15 protein-coding genes are annotated in these 15,877 nt (G+C 59.4%); 4 read left to right on the top strand and 11 right to left on the bottom strand.

What is annotated here, in order from left to right; all coding sequences use genetic code 11:
* Positions 1–15: 15 nt before the first annotated feature.
* The 9 genes from kdpC to AC1DMY_RS10340 all read right to left on the bottom strand — a co-directional run bounded on the left by kdpC (position 16) and on the right by AC1DMY_RS10340 (position 9,987).
* Positions 16–585, bottom strand: coding sequence for a potassium-transporting ATPase subunit KdpC (kdpC, locus tag AC1DMY_RS10380; protein ID WP_477165013.1), 570 nt, complete (start codon positions 583–585; stop codon positions 16–18).
* A 71-nt stretch (positions 586–656) separates the two neighbouring features.
* The gene (locus tag AC1DMY_RS10375; RefSeq protein WP_477164867.1) at positions 657–2,399 is read right to left on the bottom strand and encodes an outer membrane beta-barrel protein; all 1,743 of its coding nucleotides are present in this window, start codon (positions 2,397–2,399) and stop codon (positions 657–659) included.
* An 85-nt stretch (positions 2,400–2,484) separates the two neighbouring features.
* The gene (locus AC1DMY_RS10370; protein WP_477164866.1) at positions 2,485–2,685 is read right to left on the bottom strand and encodes a hypothetical protein; all 201 of its coding nucleotides are present in this window, start codon (positions 2,683–2,685) and stop codon (positions 2,485–2,487) included.
* A gap of 46 nt (positions 2,686–2,731) precedes the next feature.
* On the bottom strand, positions 2,732–4,813 hold the full coding sequence (gene kdpB, locus AC1DMY_RS10365; RefSeq protein ID WP_477164865.1) for a potassium-transporting ATPase subunit KdpB: 2,082 nt from the start codon (positions 4,811–4,813) through the stop codon (positions 2,732–2,734).
* Between the two features lie 24 nt (positions 4,814–4,837).
* The gene (gene kdpA / locus AC1DMY_RS10360) at positions 4,838–6,640 is read right to left on the bottom strand and encodes a potassium-transporting ATPase subunit KdpA (RefSeq protein ID WP_477164864.1); all 1,803 of its coding nucleotides are present in this window, start codon (positions 6,638–6,640) and stop codon (positions 4,838–4,840) included.
* Positions 6,637–6,729, bottom strand: a complete 93-nt coding sequence (gene kdpF / locus AC1DMY_RS10355) for a K(+)-transporting ATPase subunit F (protein ID WP_477164863.1) — start codon at positions 6,727–6,729, stop codon at positions 6,637–6,639. Before kdpF ends, kdpA begins: the two co-directional genes overlap by 4 nt.
* Positions 6,730–7,386: 657 nt before the next feature.
* Positions 7,387–7,569: a hypothetical protein gene (locus AC1DMY_RS10350; protein WP_477164862.1), complete on the bottom strand. Its 183-nt coding sequence runs from the start codon at positions 7,567–7,569 to the stop codon at positions 7,387–7,389.
* A gap of 43 nt (positions 7,570–7,612) precedes the next feature.
* A complete protein-coding gene (locus AC1DMY_RS10345; RefSeq protein ID WP_477164861.1) occupies positions 7,613–7,792 on the bottom strand; it encodes a hypothetical protein in 180 nt (59 codons plus the stop codon).
* A 728-nt stretch (positions 7,793–8,520) separates the two neighbouring features.
* Positions 8,521–9,987, bottom strand: a complete 1,467-nt coding sequence (locus AC1DMY_RS10340; protein ID WP_477164860.1) for a DUF1254 domain-containing protein — start codon at positions 9,985–9,987, stop codon at positions 8,521–8,523.
* Between the two features lie 649 nt (positions 9,988–10,636).
* On the opposite strand from AC1DMY_RS10340, the gene AC1DMY_RS10335 reads away from it, so the two are divergent.
* Both AC1DMY_RS10335 and AC1DMY_RS10330 read left to right on the top strand, forming a co-directional pair.
* Entirely contained in the window at positions 10,637–11,440 is an 804-nt protein-coding gene (locus AC1DMY_RS10335; protein ID WP_477164859.1) for a DUF2092 domain-containing protein, read from the top strand.
* Entirely contained in the window at positions 11,437–12,000 is a 564-nt protein-coding gene (locus tag AC1DMY_RS10330; RefSeq protein WP_477164858.1) for a hypothetical protein, read from the top strand. The genes AC1DMY_RS10335 and AC1DMY_RS10330 overlap by 4 nt, the downstream gene beginning before the upstream one ends.
* Before the next feature lie 356 nt (positions 12,001–12,356).
* Here the strand turns inward: AC1DMY_RS10330 and AC1DMY_RS10325 are convergent, their stop codons facing one another.
* Positions 12,357–12,569: a hypothetical protein gene (locus AC1DMY_RS10325; RefSeq protein ID WP_477164857.1), complete on the bottom strand. Its 213-nt coding sequence runs from the start codon at positions 12,567–12,569 to the stop codon at positions 12,357–12,359.
* 53 nt (positions 12,570–12,622) lie between these two features.
* Positions 12,623–13,174 (bottom strand): glutathione S-transferase N-terminal domain-containing protein, encoded by a 552-nt coding sequence (locus AC1DMY_RS10320; RefSeq protein WP_477164856.1) that lies wholly within the window; start codon positions 13,172–13,174, stop codon positions 12,623–12,625.
* Between the two features lie 417 nt (positions 13,175–13,591).
* Here AC1DMY_RS10320 and AC1DMY_RS10315 point away from each other — a divergent pair, with 417 nt between their 5' ends.
* On the top strand, positions 13,592–15,163 hold the full coding sequence (locus AC1DMY_RS10315; protein WP_477164855.1) for an L-tyrosine/L-tryptophan isonitrile synthase family protein: 1,572 nt from the start codon (positions 13,592–13,594) through the stop codon (positions 15,161–15,163).
* Complete coding sequence (locus tag AC1DMY_RS10310) at positions 15,160–15,801, top strand: GNAT family N-acetyltransferase (RefSeq protein ID WP_477164854.1); 642 nt, start codon at positions 15,160–15,162, stop codon at positions 15,799–15,801. Before AC1DMY_RS10315 ends, AC1DMY_RS10310 begins: the two co-directional genes overlap by 4 nt.
* Positions 15,802–15,877 lie beyond the last annotated feature (76 nt).

The following is a 15,877-nucleotide window of genomic DNA, read 5'->3' as shown; positions in this document are numbered from 1 at the left end:
CAGCAGGTGGCTACGTTAATGGCTGTCAAGCGCTTGGTTGAGCATTAGCACATTCACCCGCGCCTCCCCCAACATCCCAAACTGCCGCCCGGTGGTCGCCATCGCCACCATCGCCTGCACCTGCGACGTGCTCAAGCCACGCACCTTCGCCACGCGCGGCACCTGATAGGCCGCCGCCGCCGGCGAAATCTCCGGATCCAGACCACTACCAGACGCCGTCACCAAATCCACCGGCACTGCTGCCTTGTTCGTCGGATCCGCCGCACGCAACGCTTCGATGCGCTGCTTCACCGCATCCGTCAGGGCCGGACTCGTCGGTCCCAAATTGGAACCCGACGACGACAGCGCGTTGTTCGGCTGCGGCGTGGTGGCTGAAGGACGACCCCAAAAATACTTGGGGTCGTCGAACGACTGGCCAATCAGCGTGGAGCCGATCGGCTTGCCATCTTTGACGATCAGGCTGCCGTTTGCCTGCGACGGGAACAGCACCTGGGCTATACCGGTAACTGCCAGTGGGTAGGCCACGCCGGTGATCACGGTCATCATCAGCAACATAGTTAGTGCACTGCGTATCAACCTGCTCATGACATCACCACCCGTTGGGAAATCCAAAAATCTAACTGACCATCAGCACCGGCTCGCAAGCGGAGCCCTGCTCAAAAATGAAAAATGGCGTCACCGGACAAAATCGTCTCGTGGGACTTGTTCGGAGCAATGCCAGCGTTCGAGTTTCCGTTGAACGCTTTACCGTTCAGCGAATGGTACGTAGCGATTTCCGGTCGAACTTCAAATTGCGGTGAGAACCAGTGCTGCCAACCAATTGCGAAGTTCACATAACGAGTTGCTACGCCCGTACGTTGGCCATTCTTGTCCCAGTAGTACTCAGGCCGGAACGAAAAGTTGTTCAAAGGATCGGGGCTGTAGTTGAGATAGGCAACGGTAGCCAGCGTGGTGGACCGGCACGTCAACTCCGTCGCGTTGCGGCAGATTGCCAGATCAGGGGCGTTGTACGGGATGAATCGCGACGAGAACGGCGCGCCCCCGTTGGCATAGATGGCTTGCACATCGCTATTGAGTGCGTTGGGAACGCGGTTCTCATAGAGATCATAGGCTTCGTAGGAAACATGCCAATACTCATTGAACGTATGGTAGAACGTGAAGCCATACCACTGCAGATTGTTGTAACCATATCTTCCCGAGTTGATTGCATCCGCGCATGGCATGAAGTCGGTCTTGCCATCGTCGGTGACATAGCGAACGCATGCCGACACCGACGCCATGGCACCTGGATCCTTCTTGAAGGTTGCGTTCGGATAGAGCGGGTTGTATCCAACATCGCCAGGGCCGGTGCCTGGGACGTTCGGATACGGATTGTCGAGCCTCTGATGCAAGTGCGTCGGATATGCCTCGGTGCCGTCCGTCACGCCGAGTAGCACGGTCCAGTTCTTGTTGAGAGCTACGGTACCTTCCAGGCCGGTGTTCGTATAGTTATCGAACGAATAAGACATCGAATGCGTGTACATATAGTTGTTGGGCGCGAGCTGAGCTTCGATATCTGGTATGGAAATGAAGCGACCAAGGCGTAGCATCAAACCATCGGCGACCCAGGGAATGTAGAGTTCGCCATACAACATCGGAAAGTCGTAGCCATTGACCTTGTTTTCCTTCAACAATTGGTAGCTGGCCAACCCATACGCCGTGGTGTAGCGATAGTTCTCGCCGTACAACAGCGAAACGCGCATGCCCCAATCGATGTGGTCGGTCTGCACCGTGTCCGGGAAACGGTCCAGATACAGCACAAACTGGTCAAATTCCAGCGTATTAGGGGTGTATACATACGCCGCCGGCGCATTGCCGCCGGGCTTCGTCGTACTCGTGCTTAGGTTGCCACCACCATTGACCCAGCCATAGACCTGGAAATTGTTCCGGGTGAGCCATTCGCCGAAAGCGGTGTTGCTCAGTGCAGCCATCAGCGGACTGTCGACCGAATTGGGGCGCGTCACACCGAGGGAAGTGGCTCCGCCGTAAGGCCACTCGGTAAACGGCATGGGGGGCGTTGTCTGTGCGGCCGCCGGCCAATCCGCCCGCCTCGATGCAGGCGCATTCGGATCCGTGGGAGCCGTCGCCTGGCCCCATTCTAGCTTGTAGTAGTTTGTCAGGCGTCCCCAGAAACTTGTTCCCAGGTAGTCATTGAGGCAGCCGAAATTCTTGTAGGGGTCGCAACCGCCGCTGGGTCCGCGAGCGGGTGCCGCAGACTCCGGCGGCGCAGTAAGCGGCGACTGTGGCGCTGTCGCTATATCCGAGCTTCCCAGGGCAACCGGCGCCGCCGCAGCGGCTGCTTCACCCGCGGGGGCAAGCGCCAACAACAATGCAAACGAAAGAAGCTTCTTGGACATCATGGGTGTGCCTGAAACCGGCTCGGGGCGAGCCGTCCTTTTCTGTGAGTAGAGAGGGTTGGGGCCGCTGTTCCGCGGCCTTCTTGCATCAGATGCCGGCGTAACCGCCGAGCACGTAATCGTCTTGCTCGCTGTTCGGCGCTTCGCTGGTGCGCGCTGGTACGCGTGCACGACCCTGCACTGGCAGTGCGATCACCACATCGCAGGTGGAGTCGTCTGAGGAGAGACGAAGCTCCATGTCTGGGTGGGTGTCGTCGGGCAGCGAAACGGAAAGCTTGAGTACTTGCATGGCAAAGACTCCGGAGATTCCAGTAGTGCGTCAGTAATGAGAGGGCTTAGGCAAGACCGCAGAGCACGAGCAACATGTCGATCACCTTGATGCCAAGGAAGGGCACCACGATGCCTCCCAGGCCGTAGACCAGCAGATTGCGCCGCAGCAGCGCACCGGCGCCCAGCGCACGGTATTTCACGCCCTTCAGCGCCAACGGAATGAGAAAGATGATGATCAGCGCGTTGAAGATCACCGCCGAAAGAATCGCGCTCTGCGGCGTGGCGAGCTTCATCACGTTGAGCGTGTTGAGCGCCGGGTAGGTCGTCGCAAACGCCGCTGGGATGATGGCGAAATACTTGGCCACGTCGTTGGCGATCGAGAACGTGGTCAGCGAGCCGCGCGTGATCAGCATCTGCTTGCCGATCTCCACCACTTCGATCAACTTGGTGGGATTGGAGTCGAGATCGACCATGTTGCCGGCCTCTTTGGCCGCCTGCGTGCCGGTGTTCATCGCCACCGCGACGTCAGCCTGGGCCAGCGCCGGCGCGTCGTTGGTGCCGTCGCCGCACATTGCCACCAGGCGGTTTTCGGCCTGGATTTTGCGGATCAGCTTGAGCTTGGCTTCCGGCGTGGCTTCGGCGAGGAAGTCATCGACACCTGCTTCCGCAGCAATCGCAGCGGCAGTCAACGGATTGTCGCCGGTGATCATGATCGTCTTGATGCCCATGCGACGCATCTCGGCGAAACGTTCGCGGATGCCGCCCTTCACGATGTCCTTCAGCTCGATCACACCCAGCGCCGTGGCGGCTTCGGTGACGATCAGCGGCGTGGCGCCGCGGCGGGCGATGTCCTCGGCCATGCGCTTGACCAGCGGCGGCAGGTGGCTGCCGTTGGATTCCAGATAGCGTTCCACCGCATCCAGCGCGCCCTTGCGGATCTGGCGCTCGCCGAGATTGACGCCGCTCATGCGGGTTTGCGCGGTGAACGGCACGAACTCGGCATGGCCTTCTTCCAGCTGGCGCTCGCGGATGCCGAAGCGCTCTTTCGCCAACACCACCACGCTGCGGCCTTCCGGCGTTTCATCAGCCAGCGACGCCAGCTGCGCGGCGTCGGCGAGCGTGTGTTCGTCCACACCCGGCGCCGGCAGGAAGGCCACGGCCTGGCGATTGCCAAGGGTGATCGTGCCGGTCTTGTCGAGCAGCAGCACGTCCACATCGCCCGCCGCTTCCACCGCACGACCCGAGGTGGCGATCACGTTGGCGCGGATCATGCGATCCATGCCGGCAATGCCGATCGCGGACAACAACGCACCGATGGTGGTCGGAATCAGGCACACCAGCAGCGCCACCAGCACGGTCAGCGTGATGGGATTGCCCGCACCGGCCGCCTGCACGCTATAGATCGAATACGGCAGCAGCGTGGCGCAGGCGAGCAGGAAGATCAGCGTGAACTTGGCCAGCAGGATGGTGAGCGCGATCTCGTTCGGCGTCTTGCGACGCGAGGCGCCTTCCACCATCGCGATCATGCGGTCGAGGAAACTCTCGCCCGGATTGCTGGTGATGCGCACCACCAACCAGTCGGACAGCACCCGCGTGCCGCCGGTGACGGCGCTGCGATCGCCGCCGGACTCGCGGATCACCGGCGCGGATTCACCCGTAATGGCGCTCTCGTCAACGCTTGCGGCGCCGACGACTACTTCACCGTCACCAGGCATCTGCTCGCCCGCTTCCACCAGCACATGGTGGCCCACGCGCAGTTCGGTCGACGGCGTATAGGTGATCGGCGCGTCCTTATAGGGCGCCGACAGACGCTTGGCCACCACGTCCTTGCGCGAGCCGCGCAACGCAGCGGCCTGCGCCTTGCCGCGGCCTTCAGCCAGGGCCTCGGCGAAATTCGCGAACAACAGCGTAAACCACAGCCACACCGTCACCCAGAAGATGAAGCCGGTGGGCGCCTCGCCGTGGCCGGTCAACGCCTGCACCCACAGCAAGGTGGTCAGCACGCTGCACACGAACACCACGAACATCACCGGGTTGCGGAACTGCTGCTTGGGCGAGAGCTTGCGGAACGAGTCGGCGATCGCCTTGAGGATCAGCTCGCGATCGAAGCTGCGAACGCCGTGAACAGGGGTATGAGTCGTTGTCATGGATTTGCTTCCTTCGGGCGCTGATCAGCGCACCGACATCAGGAATTCAGCGATCGGGCCAAGGGCCAGCGCAGGCAGGAAGGTGAGCGCACCCACCACCACCACGACACAGGCAAGCAAGGTGACGAACAGCGGCGTATGCGTGGGCAGTGTGCCGGCCGAGGGCGGCACGTGGCGCTTGGCAGCGAGCGAACCGGCCATGGCGAGCATGGCGATGGCCAGCATGAAGCGCGACAGGTACATACATACAGCCAGCAAGACGTTCCAGAACGGCGTGTTGGCCGAGAGACCGCCAAACGCACTGCCGTTGTTATTCGACGCTGACGACACCGCGTACAGGACCTCGCTGAAACCATGGGCACCCGGATTGCCCACCGCCGCCGCACCGGCCGGCGTCATCACCGCGATGGCCGTGCAGATCACCACCAGGGCGCAGGGCACCAGCACGGCGAGGCTGGCCATCTTCATCTCGTGCGCCTCGATCTTCTTGCCCAGGTATTCCGGCGTACGGCCCACCATCAAGCCGGCGATGAACACCGCGACGACGGCGAACGCAAGCATGCCGTACAGGCCCGAGCCCACGCCGCCGAAGATCACTTCGCCTAGTTGGATCAGCCACATCGGCACCAGGCCGCCCAGAGGCGTGAGCGAGTCGTGCGCGGCATTCACCGCACCACAGGAGGCGGCCGTCGTAATGGTGGCGAACAGGCCGCTGGCAGCGATGCCGAAGCGCGTTTCCTTGCCTTCCATATTGCCGCCCGCCTGCAGGGCGGAGGCTTGCTGGTCCACGGCCAGGCCATGCAGCGCAGGATTGCCGGCCTGTTCTGCGGCAATGGCGCCAAAGCATAGCGGGACAAAAATAAGCAGCATGGTGGCGAGGATCGCCCAGCCCTGGCGGCGATCGCCCACCATGCTGCCGAAGGTGTAGCAAAGACCGCCCGGAATCAGAAAGATCGCCAGCATCTCGATGAAGTTGCTGAAAGGCGTCGGGTTCTCATACGGATGCGCGGAGTTCGCATTGAAGAAACCGCCGCCATTGGTGCCCAACTGCTTGATCGCGATCTGCGAGGCAGCCGGGCCCATCGGCAAGGTCTGCGTGGTGACCGTAGTCGACTTGGTTATGTCCTTGCCGGCCGCGTCCTTCACCGTGTTGCCAGCGGTATCCTTCACCGTTTCCACCGCCGTCGTGTTCTGCATCAGCGGCACGTCGACGTAGGCCTTGAAGTTCTGTACCACGCCCTGCGAAGACAGCAGCAGCGCAATCACCAGCGAGAACGGCACCAGCACGTAAAGCGTGCTGCGCGTCATGTCGACCCAGAAGTTGCCCACGCTGTCGGCACTGCGACGCGTGAAGCCGCGCACCACCGCCAGCAACACGGCGATGCCGGTGGCCGCCGAGAGGAAGTTCTGCACGGCCAGACCCAGCATCTGGGTCAGGTAGCTCATGGTGTTTTCGCCACCATAGGCCTGCCAGTTGGTATTGGTGATGAAGCTGATGGCCGTATTCATCGCCAGATCCGGCGACGGTGCAGCAAAGTGCTGGGGATTCAACGGCAGCCACTGCTGCACACGCTGCAACGCGTAGACCGCGAACGCACCGCACAGGTTGAAGACGAGCATGGCGATGGCATAGCGCTTCCAGCCCATCTGGTCATCGGCACTGGTGCCAGCGAGGCGATAGAGCACGCGCTCCACCTTGCCGCCCACGCGATTGACGCCGTTGGGCGTGTCGGAAAACGCCAGGGCCATGTATGCGCCGACCGGCTTGATCAGCACAAGCAGCACGCCCAGATAAAGCACGACCTGGAAGAAATCGAAGCTGGTCATTCGAACCACTCCGGCTTAAGTAGGGCCACGCACAAGTAGCCCGTCAGGGCCACCGCAATCACGGCAGCCACGAAATAGAACGCGTTCATGGTTAAGTCTCCCCAAGGAAAGGCGCCAACCGATGTCCCCTTCGCCAGCGCAGGCGAGAGGCCGATGTCAGGGGCGACGACCTAGACGGTCGCAGATCAGCAGAAAGCCGAGCGCCGCAGCGAACAGCACGATCGAAAAGAGCAGGTAAATGGCATCCATGGAAGCTCAGCTCACCGAGTTTTAACGTCGGTAATTCTCGGATTTTCCCCGTAATAAAGGGGTATCGCCCCAGGCCATCGGCGTATAGAAACCGTAAATTCGTGCAGTCCAGGACGCGCGGCTTGGGAGCCCAGTCGTGGTGCCGAGGTCTGCCTTTACCAGCGGTAGGGACGCAAGAAGCCTGGTAACCCGGATTTTTATTAAGGAATGGGCAGGATGCACGGCCTACTTCACTGGGAGAGGGTGTAGGCAGATGGCGTGGCGCTCTACCCGCGATAACCCTTCCTAATCGCCCTACCCTTGCGCTCCAATTTTGGTGCGTGTCGAGTGACTACCTAGCCGCAGCTCAAGTCATGTTCTCCGCTTTGACTCGGAGGCATACATTTCCGGATCTAGGCGCCTGACGCGCGGATGCTCATCGACACGGAAGGCTTAGAGGAATGGGCCATGCGACGATAGACGGAAACATTGCTAGTGCGTGATAAGTACTCGCCGACTCATTCGGGCTCGTCAATCTGCTCTAAGCGAAGGAAGCCGTCGCCGTCTTCGCCGATGCTGCGAAGGCGGTTCCGGCGCCCACATATGGGGCACATAAAGTGCAGGCCGAAGCTGTCGAGGTTCGCCTCGGCGCCGCCCGTGAACTCACGGAATTCTGTATTGCAGCGGATACAGATCCACATGCCACTATTCTAACCTCAGCATCGTCATAGAGGCGGCAAGATGTCAGTGATTGCGTTTGTCGAACGCATAGCCTGCTTTGGTAGCTTTCCAGCCGCCAAGCACTTCGACCAGATAGCCCGCGGCGGTCAAGGCAGTCAGATCCTCGGTCGGAATGATTAGACTCCTAACCACGCCGCCCTGTCGGCAGATCAGTCGAAGCGCGCGCTTTGCACTTTCGGACATCCTCTGATTCGCCATTCGTGAAGTCCCCATTCTGGTGAGCGGCTAGGTACGGCGCCTGCGCCGGCTGCCGCGCAAAACTACAGCGATCGCGCCACCAGCTTCGCGATGGATCTGGCCATGCCAACGGCCAGGTCGGGCGATTCGGCGGTATCGGTATCGCCGTATCTCAATGGTAAGTCACCCTCCGACCGTGGCCGGCGATAAATATGCCAGGCGCCTATCCACCGGGCAGCACCGGCGATTTCGAGCCGTGCTGCGTCGATGAGAACGGTAAAGCATCCGACCCGAAATTCTCCTAGGCTTGGCAACGACATGCGTGAGCTACCCATGCTGATGGCAACCCTGATGTTGCCGCTGCACTCAATAAGACGCAAGGCAGCACTGGCGCGGCGACTTTGTCAGCGTACGGTGAAGGTATGCTCACTTGCCCCTCGTCGCCGCCGACGGCAGCATCGTTTTCGCCAACGGACTCTATCCAGGCCGCCCTAAGTCGCCTCGGAAGCAATCTGATCGCGGGCTTTCATTAAATGCTTTGTCACGCGTCGCTTGATCTACAAACCATCGAAGGCTTGGCCGAGCGGACGGAGTCCGGCGAGCGAGTCAAAGCTTAACCGCAATAACCATCCCGAATCGCCCTGCCCGGGCGGCCTCACTGGGAAGTTTTCTTTGAGTCGCAAGCGGACCTGGCGCCCGCCAGATTGGCCGTTCTGAAGATGCAGGGCTCTGCCTTACAAATCCCTCTTGATCGGAGGGAGATATTTCCCAAGTGTGGCCGGATCACGCGCCGGCGCGTTCGGAAGATAGATGCGGTAGTTCAATCGAAACAGGCCGCTTGCCGGCGAAGGAAGCCAATTGCTCTCCTTGCCATCCGGGGCTGCGTTCTGAATGAAGATATCGAGTGACCCGTCATCGTTCTTCTTCAACCCCGGCGTGCGGTCACCGATGGAGAATCGGTTGATCTTGTTTTTGACCAGCTGAAAATCAGAACCGTACATGGTGATCGACCAAAAGCCGTTCTTCAGTGTCGGCGGAATTTCGTCTTTGTCGAAATGAAGGATGTAGCGGTTCTTACCGTCAAGGAGTTTTGCGTCACCGTCTTCATACGTGCTGAAGTACTCAGCCTCCTCCCTGTCGTGGACAAACAGGCCTTCGAGGGCACCGGCAGCGCGGTCGAAGTAGTCGACGCCGTAGTCGCCGGGGCGCAGGTTATTCCAACGCGTTGGATACGGCGTGCCACGAAACTTCACCTTCCACTTCATGATCTGCGGCGCGTCCTTCGCGGCATCCGCCAGGCCGGAACGTGTCGGTGCGCCGAGCTTTGCGGGATCGAAGGGCTTGCCCACCTCAATGCCACCTCGCTGCAAGAGTACGACAGCGGCGGCATCCCTCGTCGGTGATGGCGGGTCCTCCAGCAGGAGATCGGCCAACGTTTGATAGAAGGCCAGATCGCCGGTATAGGATGGGTGTTTGGGCAAGTTAGGAATGTCTGCTTGACCTCGTTTGGCCGGATCATTCCAGTTCTTCAGCGAGGTAAGGGCGAATTGCTCCTGTAGGGCATTCACCTTCTTTAGGTCAGCCGCATCTCCAGGAGTGACGCCAATACGGATGGCGAACATGATGCCGTTCGTAGGCACCCTGTGTTCCACCACACCCTTTGGAAGTGTGCCTTTCCAATCCGGGCCAACAAAAGCGTGGTAGCCGCCTTTCCCGCCGGTAGCGCGCGTGCCGATGTAGAACAGATTATTGGTATAGGCATCAGCCACCTCGACCGACCAATAGCGGTCAGCGATGTCCGGCGCGGAAAGGATGACGGGACCATCATTGAGCTCAAGCAAGGCACCGCTGTACACCGTATCGTTGTTCGGCGTGTAAGGCATGATGTCGTCAGCAGTGGCCAACATCTTCATATGGCCGATCTGATTCACGGGCGCAGCAGGTGCGATCTTCTTGGCTTTTTCAAGCGCAGCGGGGTTCAGGCGAAGGGCGCGCTCACGCTCAAAGATCACCAGCGGCAATCCGAACACATAATTCTGGACGCCAACCGAATAGGCCCACTGCTGCTCCGACCGGGCATCTGTCTTACGAATGTCCGCGTCTTTAGTGGCCTCTTCTGAGCGCGCAGAAGGAGCCAAAACGAGCGCTGTGATCAGTACCACTCCCAGAAAGGTCATGCGGAATGTTGCCGTGTCGTTCACGCTCAACCTCATCTCTTTCTCCTCAAAAAAAGGTGAGAACGGACAGGCTTCACTCATTCGGTGGCAGCAGAGTGCAGGCAGAGATTGGTGCGCGCCACCGTATTTCTACTGAACACAGGTCCGTATTGTTTCGGAGGATGACTTGGATAATGAGCGGTCCGGTAACATCCGATGGGTCGGAAGGCTGTCGCCCATGTGAGGTAGTACGTCTCACGTCCGCACGTGAGATGGCCTGGCGCGTCGCGTTGGCGAGCTTTCTTACTTCTGCATTGTTGATCGACCATCTCATGGGCGGCTCCATTCCGGTGATCGAATCGCTTGGACGTCGCCTGTGCGGCCAAGCAGGTTGGGATCGCACTTATCGTAGCCGCCAAGTTTGCGAGCCCAAGGAAGGCATTTTTGTCGTTTCCTAGGGCGTCACGACGATCGTTATTTCACCGATCTACCTGACCTAATGGGTGAAATCCGCTGCACCATCGAGATGGTGGTTGTCCCGACAGATCGGGTATGGCGCGTCACCGAAACACGTCCGCTCACGAAAGCGAGACCTTCGAGCGGCTAGGCTTACGGCCGGCCGGTGCCTCGCGTGGCGGATCCCAGAGTCATCGGTCTTCAGACTAAGGCTCACTATTGCGGGAGGAGATTCAAGATGAATCGTCATTGGTGTTTGCACTTCGCCCTGGCAGTAGCAGCGACATGCGCCACGGCTCCAGCCTGGGCGGTCGAAAAGACGTCTACGGCGAAGTCGGCTGTGCAGGAGCAAGCCAAGCCCGCGGTGGATCCACAGGCTATTCATGCCATCGAACAGATGGCCGAAAAGCTTCGCTCTTTGAAGTCCTTCACTGTCACTTCGAACATCACGACCGAGGATGTGCTCGATTCTGGGCAAAAGGTCACCTATGGCGGCACCGTGACGTACAAGGTGCGGGCTCCCGACAAGTTCTTTGCCGCGATAGACAGTGATCGCAAACAACGCAGCTTTTTCTACGACGGCTCGAAGTTCACCATCTATGCGCCGCGCTTGCATTACTACGCGCAAAAGCCGAAGACAGGTACGGTGCACGATCTGGTCGAAGAGGCGCAGGAGAAATACGACATCGAAATGCCTCTGGCGGATCTGTTCTACTGGGGCACTGACCAGGCGCCACTTTCCAATATCGAATCAGCGACCGTGATCGGTCCTTCGCATATCGACAAGGTCGAATGTGACCATCTCCTTATGCATCAGGGCAGTGTGGATTGGCAGGTGTGGATCGCGCGCGACACGTTGCTCCCGCAAAAGCTGGTCATAGCCAATCTCGACGACCCCACCCAGCCTGAGTACAGCGCCACGCTCACCTGGGACACGACGAGCCCACTATCCGACAGCGTCTTCAGCTTTACGCCGAAGCCGGACGATCACCTCATAAAGATCAATGCGGACAACCAAGCAGCCAAGGAGGCCTCGCCATGAAGTGTCGAAACAACCTCCTCGCGTCGAGCCTGTCGTGCGCCGTCATTCTGATGGCCGCCTGCATCGTTGTGGTCCCGGAAGCGCTAGCTGCTCGTGGTGGCGGCGTGCAGGGCGGTGGTACGCGCGCCTCGGCGCGATCGAGCGTCAATGCACCCCATGGCAATGCAGGTGGCGGCGGCAATATGAATCGTGGTGCCAACGTCAACGCCAACCGCAACGTCAGTGGCAATGAAAACATCAACCGAAATAGCAACGTCAATGCAAATCGCAATGTCCACGTCAACCAGAACGTCAATGTCAATCGCAACGTGAATGTCGATGTCGACAACGGCTGGGACAACCATGGCTGGAACAACCATCCTGTCGCTACAGCCGCAGCCGTCACGGCAACCGTGGCGGTCACCGCTGCCGCGGTCGGATCCGTGGTGAACTCCGTGCCACCGAGCTGCCAGACGATCGTCTCGAACGGTGTGACGTATTCGCAATGCGGATCGACTTGGTACCAGCCAAGCTATAGCGGAAGCCAGGTTTCCTACGTGGTGGTCAATCCGCCTTACTGAAACGGAAATCTTGGCCACCATGCTGCACGCCTGGACCGTTCGGATGAGTCATATAGGGGCCGAGTCCTCGGAAATGGCCCCTACCCACGATAACGATCCCTAATCGAGAAGGCCTGCCCCACGTTTGAGTCAGAAGATCCCCGCGACGGATCTCGACCCTAACCATCTCGCCCCACGGCAAAGGTGCGATTCATCCCTCTTAATGCGCGTCGATAGGGGCGAGATCTTTCGGTCGTACAACGTGGTGTGACTTCAGCCGGTCGTGACGGCACTTTGATGGGATCGTTCGACCGATTGAAATCGCCGCCGAAAGCAGTCATACCAATGGATGTTGGGCTTCCGATGGGTTTTGCCGACTACGACTGCACTGCAAAAGCCACAGCCGGCTCAAACCCTTGAAGGAACTCGGCGCGCGACCGTTCTCCCAGGTCGACAACCTTGGTTCCGCCCGCGGACACAAACGTAACATCATCGACGCCGATGACCTTGAGAATGAGGCGCAGATACGTGGTTGCGATGTCTCGGTCCTGGATCGGCGAGCCCTCTGTGTAGACACCGCCCGAGGCCATCAGGACTGTGCACTTTTTGCCGTGGACCAATCCCTCCCCCGTCATCCCGAGAGTCAGGCCCGCATATGCGGATGGAACAACGGCCCGATGGTTTTGTGTACGTCGGAACCCACGTAGTTCAACCACTCCATCACGCGATAACGCGCCAAGCTGCCTGCTTTCGGCGGCAAACTGGAGTCTGGCTTCAGATCGGCGATGTATTGCAGGATGACGCCGACTTCGGTCAGCAGTTCACCGGAGTCGAGCCGGAGCGCGGGAACGGCATTCTTGGGGTTGACGTCGGCGAACGGCATTCCATCGTCGATCAAGACATGTGGCTGGGCGTAAATATCAACAAACTCGATTTCATGAGGGATACCAAGCTCAAGCAGCACCATGTGAGCTGCGCCCGAACACGCCAGCGGTGAGGCATACAGAATCATTACTTCTTCTCCGGCTTCTTCGCTCAAGGTCCATGTAAGATAGACACGGGTATCGCCACTGGATGTGCCGATGCGATCAATTAATGTGCCGATACGATCAACGCGAGTGAATGCTGCCAGGCGCCGACTTGTCCTAGACCCATTTGCGGATTGGAACGCGGGAACACCATGGGCGTCGCGCATGCAGGCATCCGAAACTCAAGAGTCACGCGCTGGATGGCGCGCACATAAAAATATCCTGCAGCCGGTTAGCATGCAGCAGTCGCAAGTTATCGAGGGCGAGTTGGTCATGTGAATCTGGAACGGTAGATTCTTCAGCGCATGATTATCTACATCGTTGCGCATGCAAGGCAGCTATCGAATGCGCGCACGGCCTGCAACTTCTTGCGGAGCGCAGTGACGGCCGCCGAAATTTCATTGGAGCACGCCAGGCTTGCGGTCGATTTTCTATGAGCCACGCCTTGCATGGTTCTTCCGGACAACATGATCGATGCGTATGCTATGAATGTTCCAATCGGCGATCTCTTTACGTAGGAGCTGCCACCAGACCATTTACAAGATCGGCAATGTCTGGGCAGATGGCCACTTACAAGGAGCAGCATGAAAATCAAGACGGAATGGACGCCTGACAAAATGGGATATCACGTTGGCCTGAACAGAATTCAGGAGAGCGTGATCAGCTCCCACTTCATGCATAAAATGTCTCAGGATCCGGCGCTGCGCCTTTATGGCGGCCATTGTTTTCGTGACAGACTTCTCAGAATCGAACAATCGCAGGTCATTGATGGATTAGTGCCCATCCTGACCTCGGCAAGCGGTCGATTTTGCGAAGAGCGCGCCAATGCCGCGGGCGTGCGCGCACAGGAGCGATGGCAGGAATACGAGCATGACGACGCCAGCGCGGTCGGCGCATCCGAACGCATCACCGAAGCGCTCCTGGACAAGGAGTTCTCGCGCAGTGGCGCCCGCCACAACGAAAGAGCGCTGCTCAACCAGCGCATAAAGGAAACGATTCGCGCGCGTCGACCGATCGACATGGTCATTCCGGCGCTGCCGTTCAAGATTTCCTCGCCGCTCAAATCGCGCGGTCCGCTGCCTGACCTGGGGGAGGCGAATTTCCTTCTCAGCCTCTACGAAATCGTCAAGACGGTGGAAATCATCTATCGAGCCGAATGGCCGGATCACACTGGCCCATTGGCCAGATTCACCATCGTCGCGGACGGCTTTCGCTTCAACGATGCGGTCAATACTTCAAGCGCCGAGATCAGGTCCTACCAGGACGAGCTGCTGCGCTGGACAAAGCTTCTGAAGCTTGGCGACTACATACGGATTGTCGACTATCGGTCGCTGCTGCAGGAGGGATTGCCGCCCGAGATATGGAGTTCGAAACAGGCGATCCTGCAGCAGGCCAGAACAGGCTACTCGCAGGCGCTCTGGCCGATCTTCAACCCCGACGATATGGATACCACGCTTCAGGCCGCCATCGATGCCGAACTGGACCCTGAGCACGGCAATCCCGAGGGGCGTTTCGTATCGCTGCTCAAGTCGCTGGTTTACACGATGAACTATCGCTCGCTGCAGGACTTGCGCGATCTGAGTGATGAGGCCCGCGCCAGCCTCTACCGGGAACTCACTGCACACATTTTCCATCCGTATACGGTCGACGCCCTCGTTGAGGGTGTCGACACTTCGAGCGGGCGCGCCAGTTCGCCTGCGCCGACGCTGACCGCCGGGCAAAAAGAAGCACTGCGCCGCGCCATGCTCAACGAGGTCTGGACTGCCGCAATCAGCTACATCGCCGAGATCAAGAGCGACCGCGATCTCGGCGAGGATCCCATTCTCACCTGCCTGCCTGGATACCTGCGCTGGACGATCCACGCCAAGCAAGGGCAGATTGCCATTTCCACGCCACCCATACTCGGTGTCAGCGTTCAAGCCTGGGCGGGCAGCGCGGTGTTCAGGCCCACCAGCAGGGGCAAGGTGCGCCTGTGCAGCCTGCCGGTGCTGTTGCTTGAATCGATGGACGCCATCCCCGTGACGGTGAGAACGGACGACGCAGACGAGACGCCGTCACAGCCGTTGTTCTATATCGACCGGGAGCTCTATAGCGGAGACATGGACAGCCTGCTGGCAGTTCTCAGCGAAACATTCACCCGGCGCCGCTTCAAATGACATCTTCCTTCAGCCATTCCGCTACCGGCTTTCCCCGTGCCGGCATGCTTGCGGGACCGGGCATCACCCTCGAGCCACTCGACGCCGGACACAGGGAATCGCTCAGACAGGCCGCGAAGGACGATGAGGCGATATGGACCTATTTTCCCCGCTCCTTCAATGGTGCGGGCGACGACTTCGATCCGTGGTTTGAATATACGCTGTCGCGCTCCGCCGAAGGCAGCCATCATCCGTTCGCGGTGAGGCAGAAAAGCGACCAGCGGATCATCGGCACCACCCGCTTCTATGACATGTCCCACGAACATCGCAGGCTGGCCATCGGGTCGACCTGGTACTGCCGCGAAGCGCGCGGCACGCTGATCAACTCCGAGGTCAGGCTGCTGACCCTCGCTCACGCCTTCGAGCGGCTGCAGGTCAATCGCGTCGAATTGATCACCGATCCGCGGAACCTGGCTTCGCGTGCGGCAATGAAGATTCTTGGCGCGACACAGGAGGGAGTGATCCGCAATCATCTGATCTACAAAGACGGTCGCATTCGCGACTCCATTCTTTTCAGCATCATTGCAGGCGAGTGGCCTGCCGTGCGTGCGCGGCTGCTGGAAAAACTCGGCTACAACGATGAAGACTTGCGGTTATAAGACGGCACCAGTCCATGCGTCATACCGGCGAGCAAACCTCAATGAACATGCCATGTCGAGCTGAAGGTCACGGAGG

The organism is Dyella sp. 01L423, assembly GCF_056399945.1.
This window is presented reverse-complemented; position numbering and strand designations above follow the sequence as displayed.

Excerpts from the sequence above, each read along its gene's own strand:
- kdpC (WP_477165013.1), bottom strand. The coding sequence starts at position 585 with ATGAGCAGGTTGATACGCAGTGCACTAACTATGTTGCTGATGATGACC.
- AC1DMY_RS10375 (WP_477164867.1), bottom strand. The coding sequence starts at position 2,399 with ATGATGTCCAAGAAGCTTCTTTCGTTTGCATTGTTGTTGGCGCTTGCC.
- AC1DMY_RS10370 (WP_477164866.1), bottom strand. The coding sequence starts at position 2,685 with ATGCAAGTACTCAAGCTTTCCGTTTCGCTGCCCGACGACACCCACCCA.
- kdpB (WP_477164865.1), bottom strand. The coding sequence starts at position 4,813 with ATGACAACGACTCATACCCCTGTTCACGGCGTTCGCAGCTTCGATCGC.
- kdpA (WP_477164864.1), bottom strand. The coding sequence starts at position 6,640 with ATGACCAGCTTCGATTTCTTCCAGGTCGTGCTTTATCTGGGCGTGCTG.
- kdpF (WP_477164863.1), bottom strand. The coding sequence starts at position 6,729 with ATGAACGCGTTCTATTTCGTGGCTGCCGTGATTGCGGTGGCCCTGACG.
- AC1DMY_RS10350 (WP_477164862.1), bottom strand. The coding sequence starts at position 7,569 with ATGTGGATCTGTATCCGCTGCAATACAGAATTCCGTGAGTTCACGGGC.
- AC1DMY_RS10345 (WP_477164861.1), bottom strand. The coding sequence starts at position 7,792 with ATGTCCGAAAGTGCAAAGCGCGCGCTTCGACTGATCTGCCGACAGGGC.
- AC1DMY_RS10335 (WP_477164859.1), top strand. The coding sequence starts at position 10,637 with ATGAATCGTCATTGGTGTTTGCACTTCGCCCTGGCAGTAGCAGCGACA.
- AC1DMY_RS10330 (WP_477164858.1), top strand. The coding sequence starts at position 11,437 with ATGAAGTGTCGAAACAACCTCCTCGCGTCGAGCCTGTCGTGCGCCGTC.
- AC1DMY_RS10325 (WP_477164857.1), bottom strand. The coding sequence starts at position 12,569 with ATGGCCTCGGGCGGTGTCTACACAGAGGGCTCGCCGATCCAGGACCGA.
- AC1DMY_RS10320 (WP_477164856.1), bottom strand. The coding sequence starts at position 13,174 with ATGCGCGACGCCCATGGTGTTCCCGCGTTCCAATCCGCAAATGGGTCT.
- AC1DMY_RS10315 (WP_477164855.1), top strand. The coding sequence starts at position 13,592 with ATGAAAATCAAGACGGAATGGACGCCTGACAAAATGGGATATCACGTT.
- AC1DMY_RS10310 (WP_477164854.1), top strand. The coding sequence starts at position 15,160 with ATGACATCTTCCTTCAGCCATTCCGCTACCGGCTTTCCCCGTGCCGGC.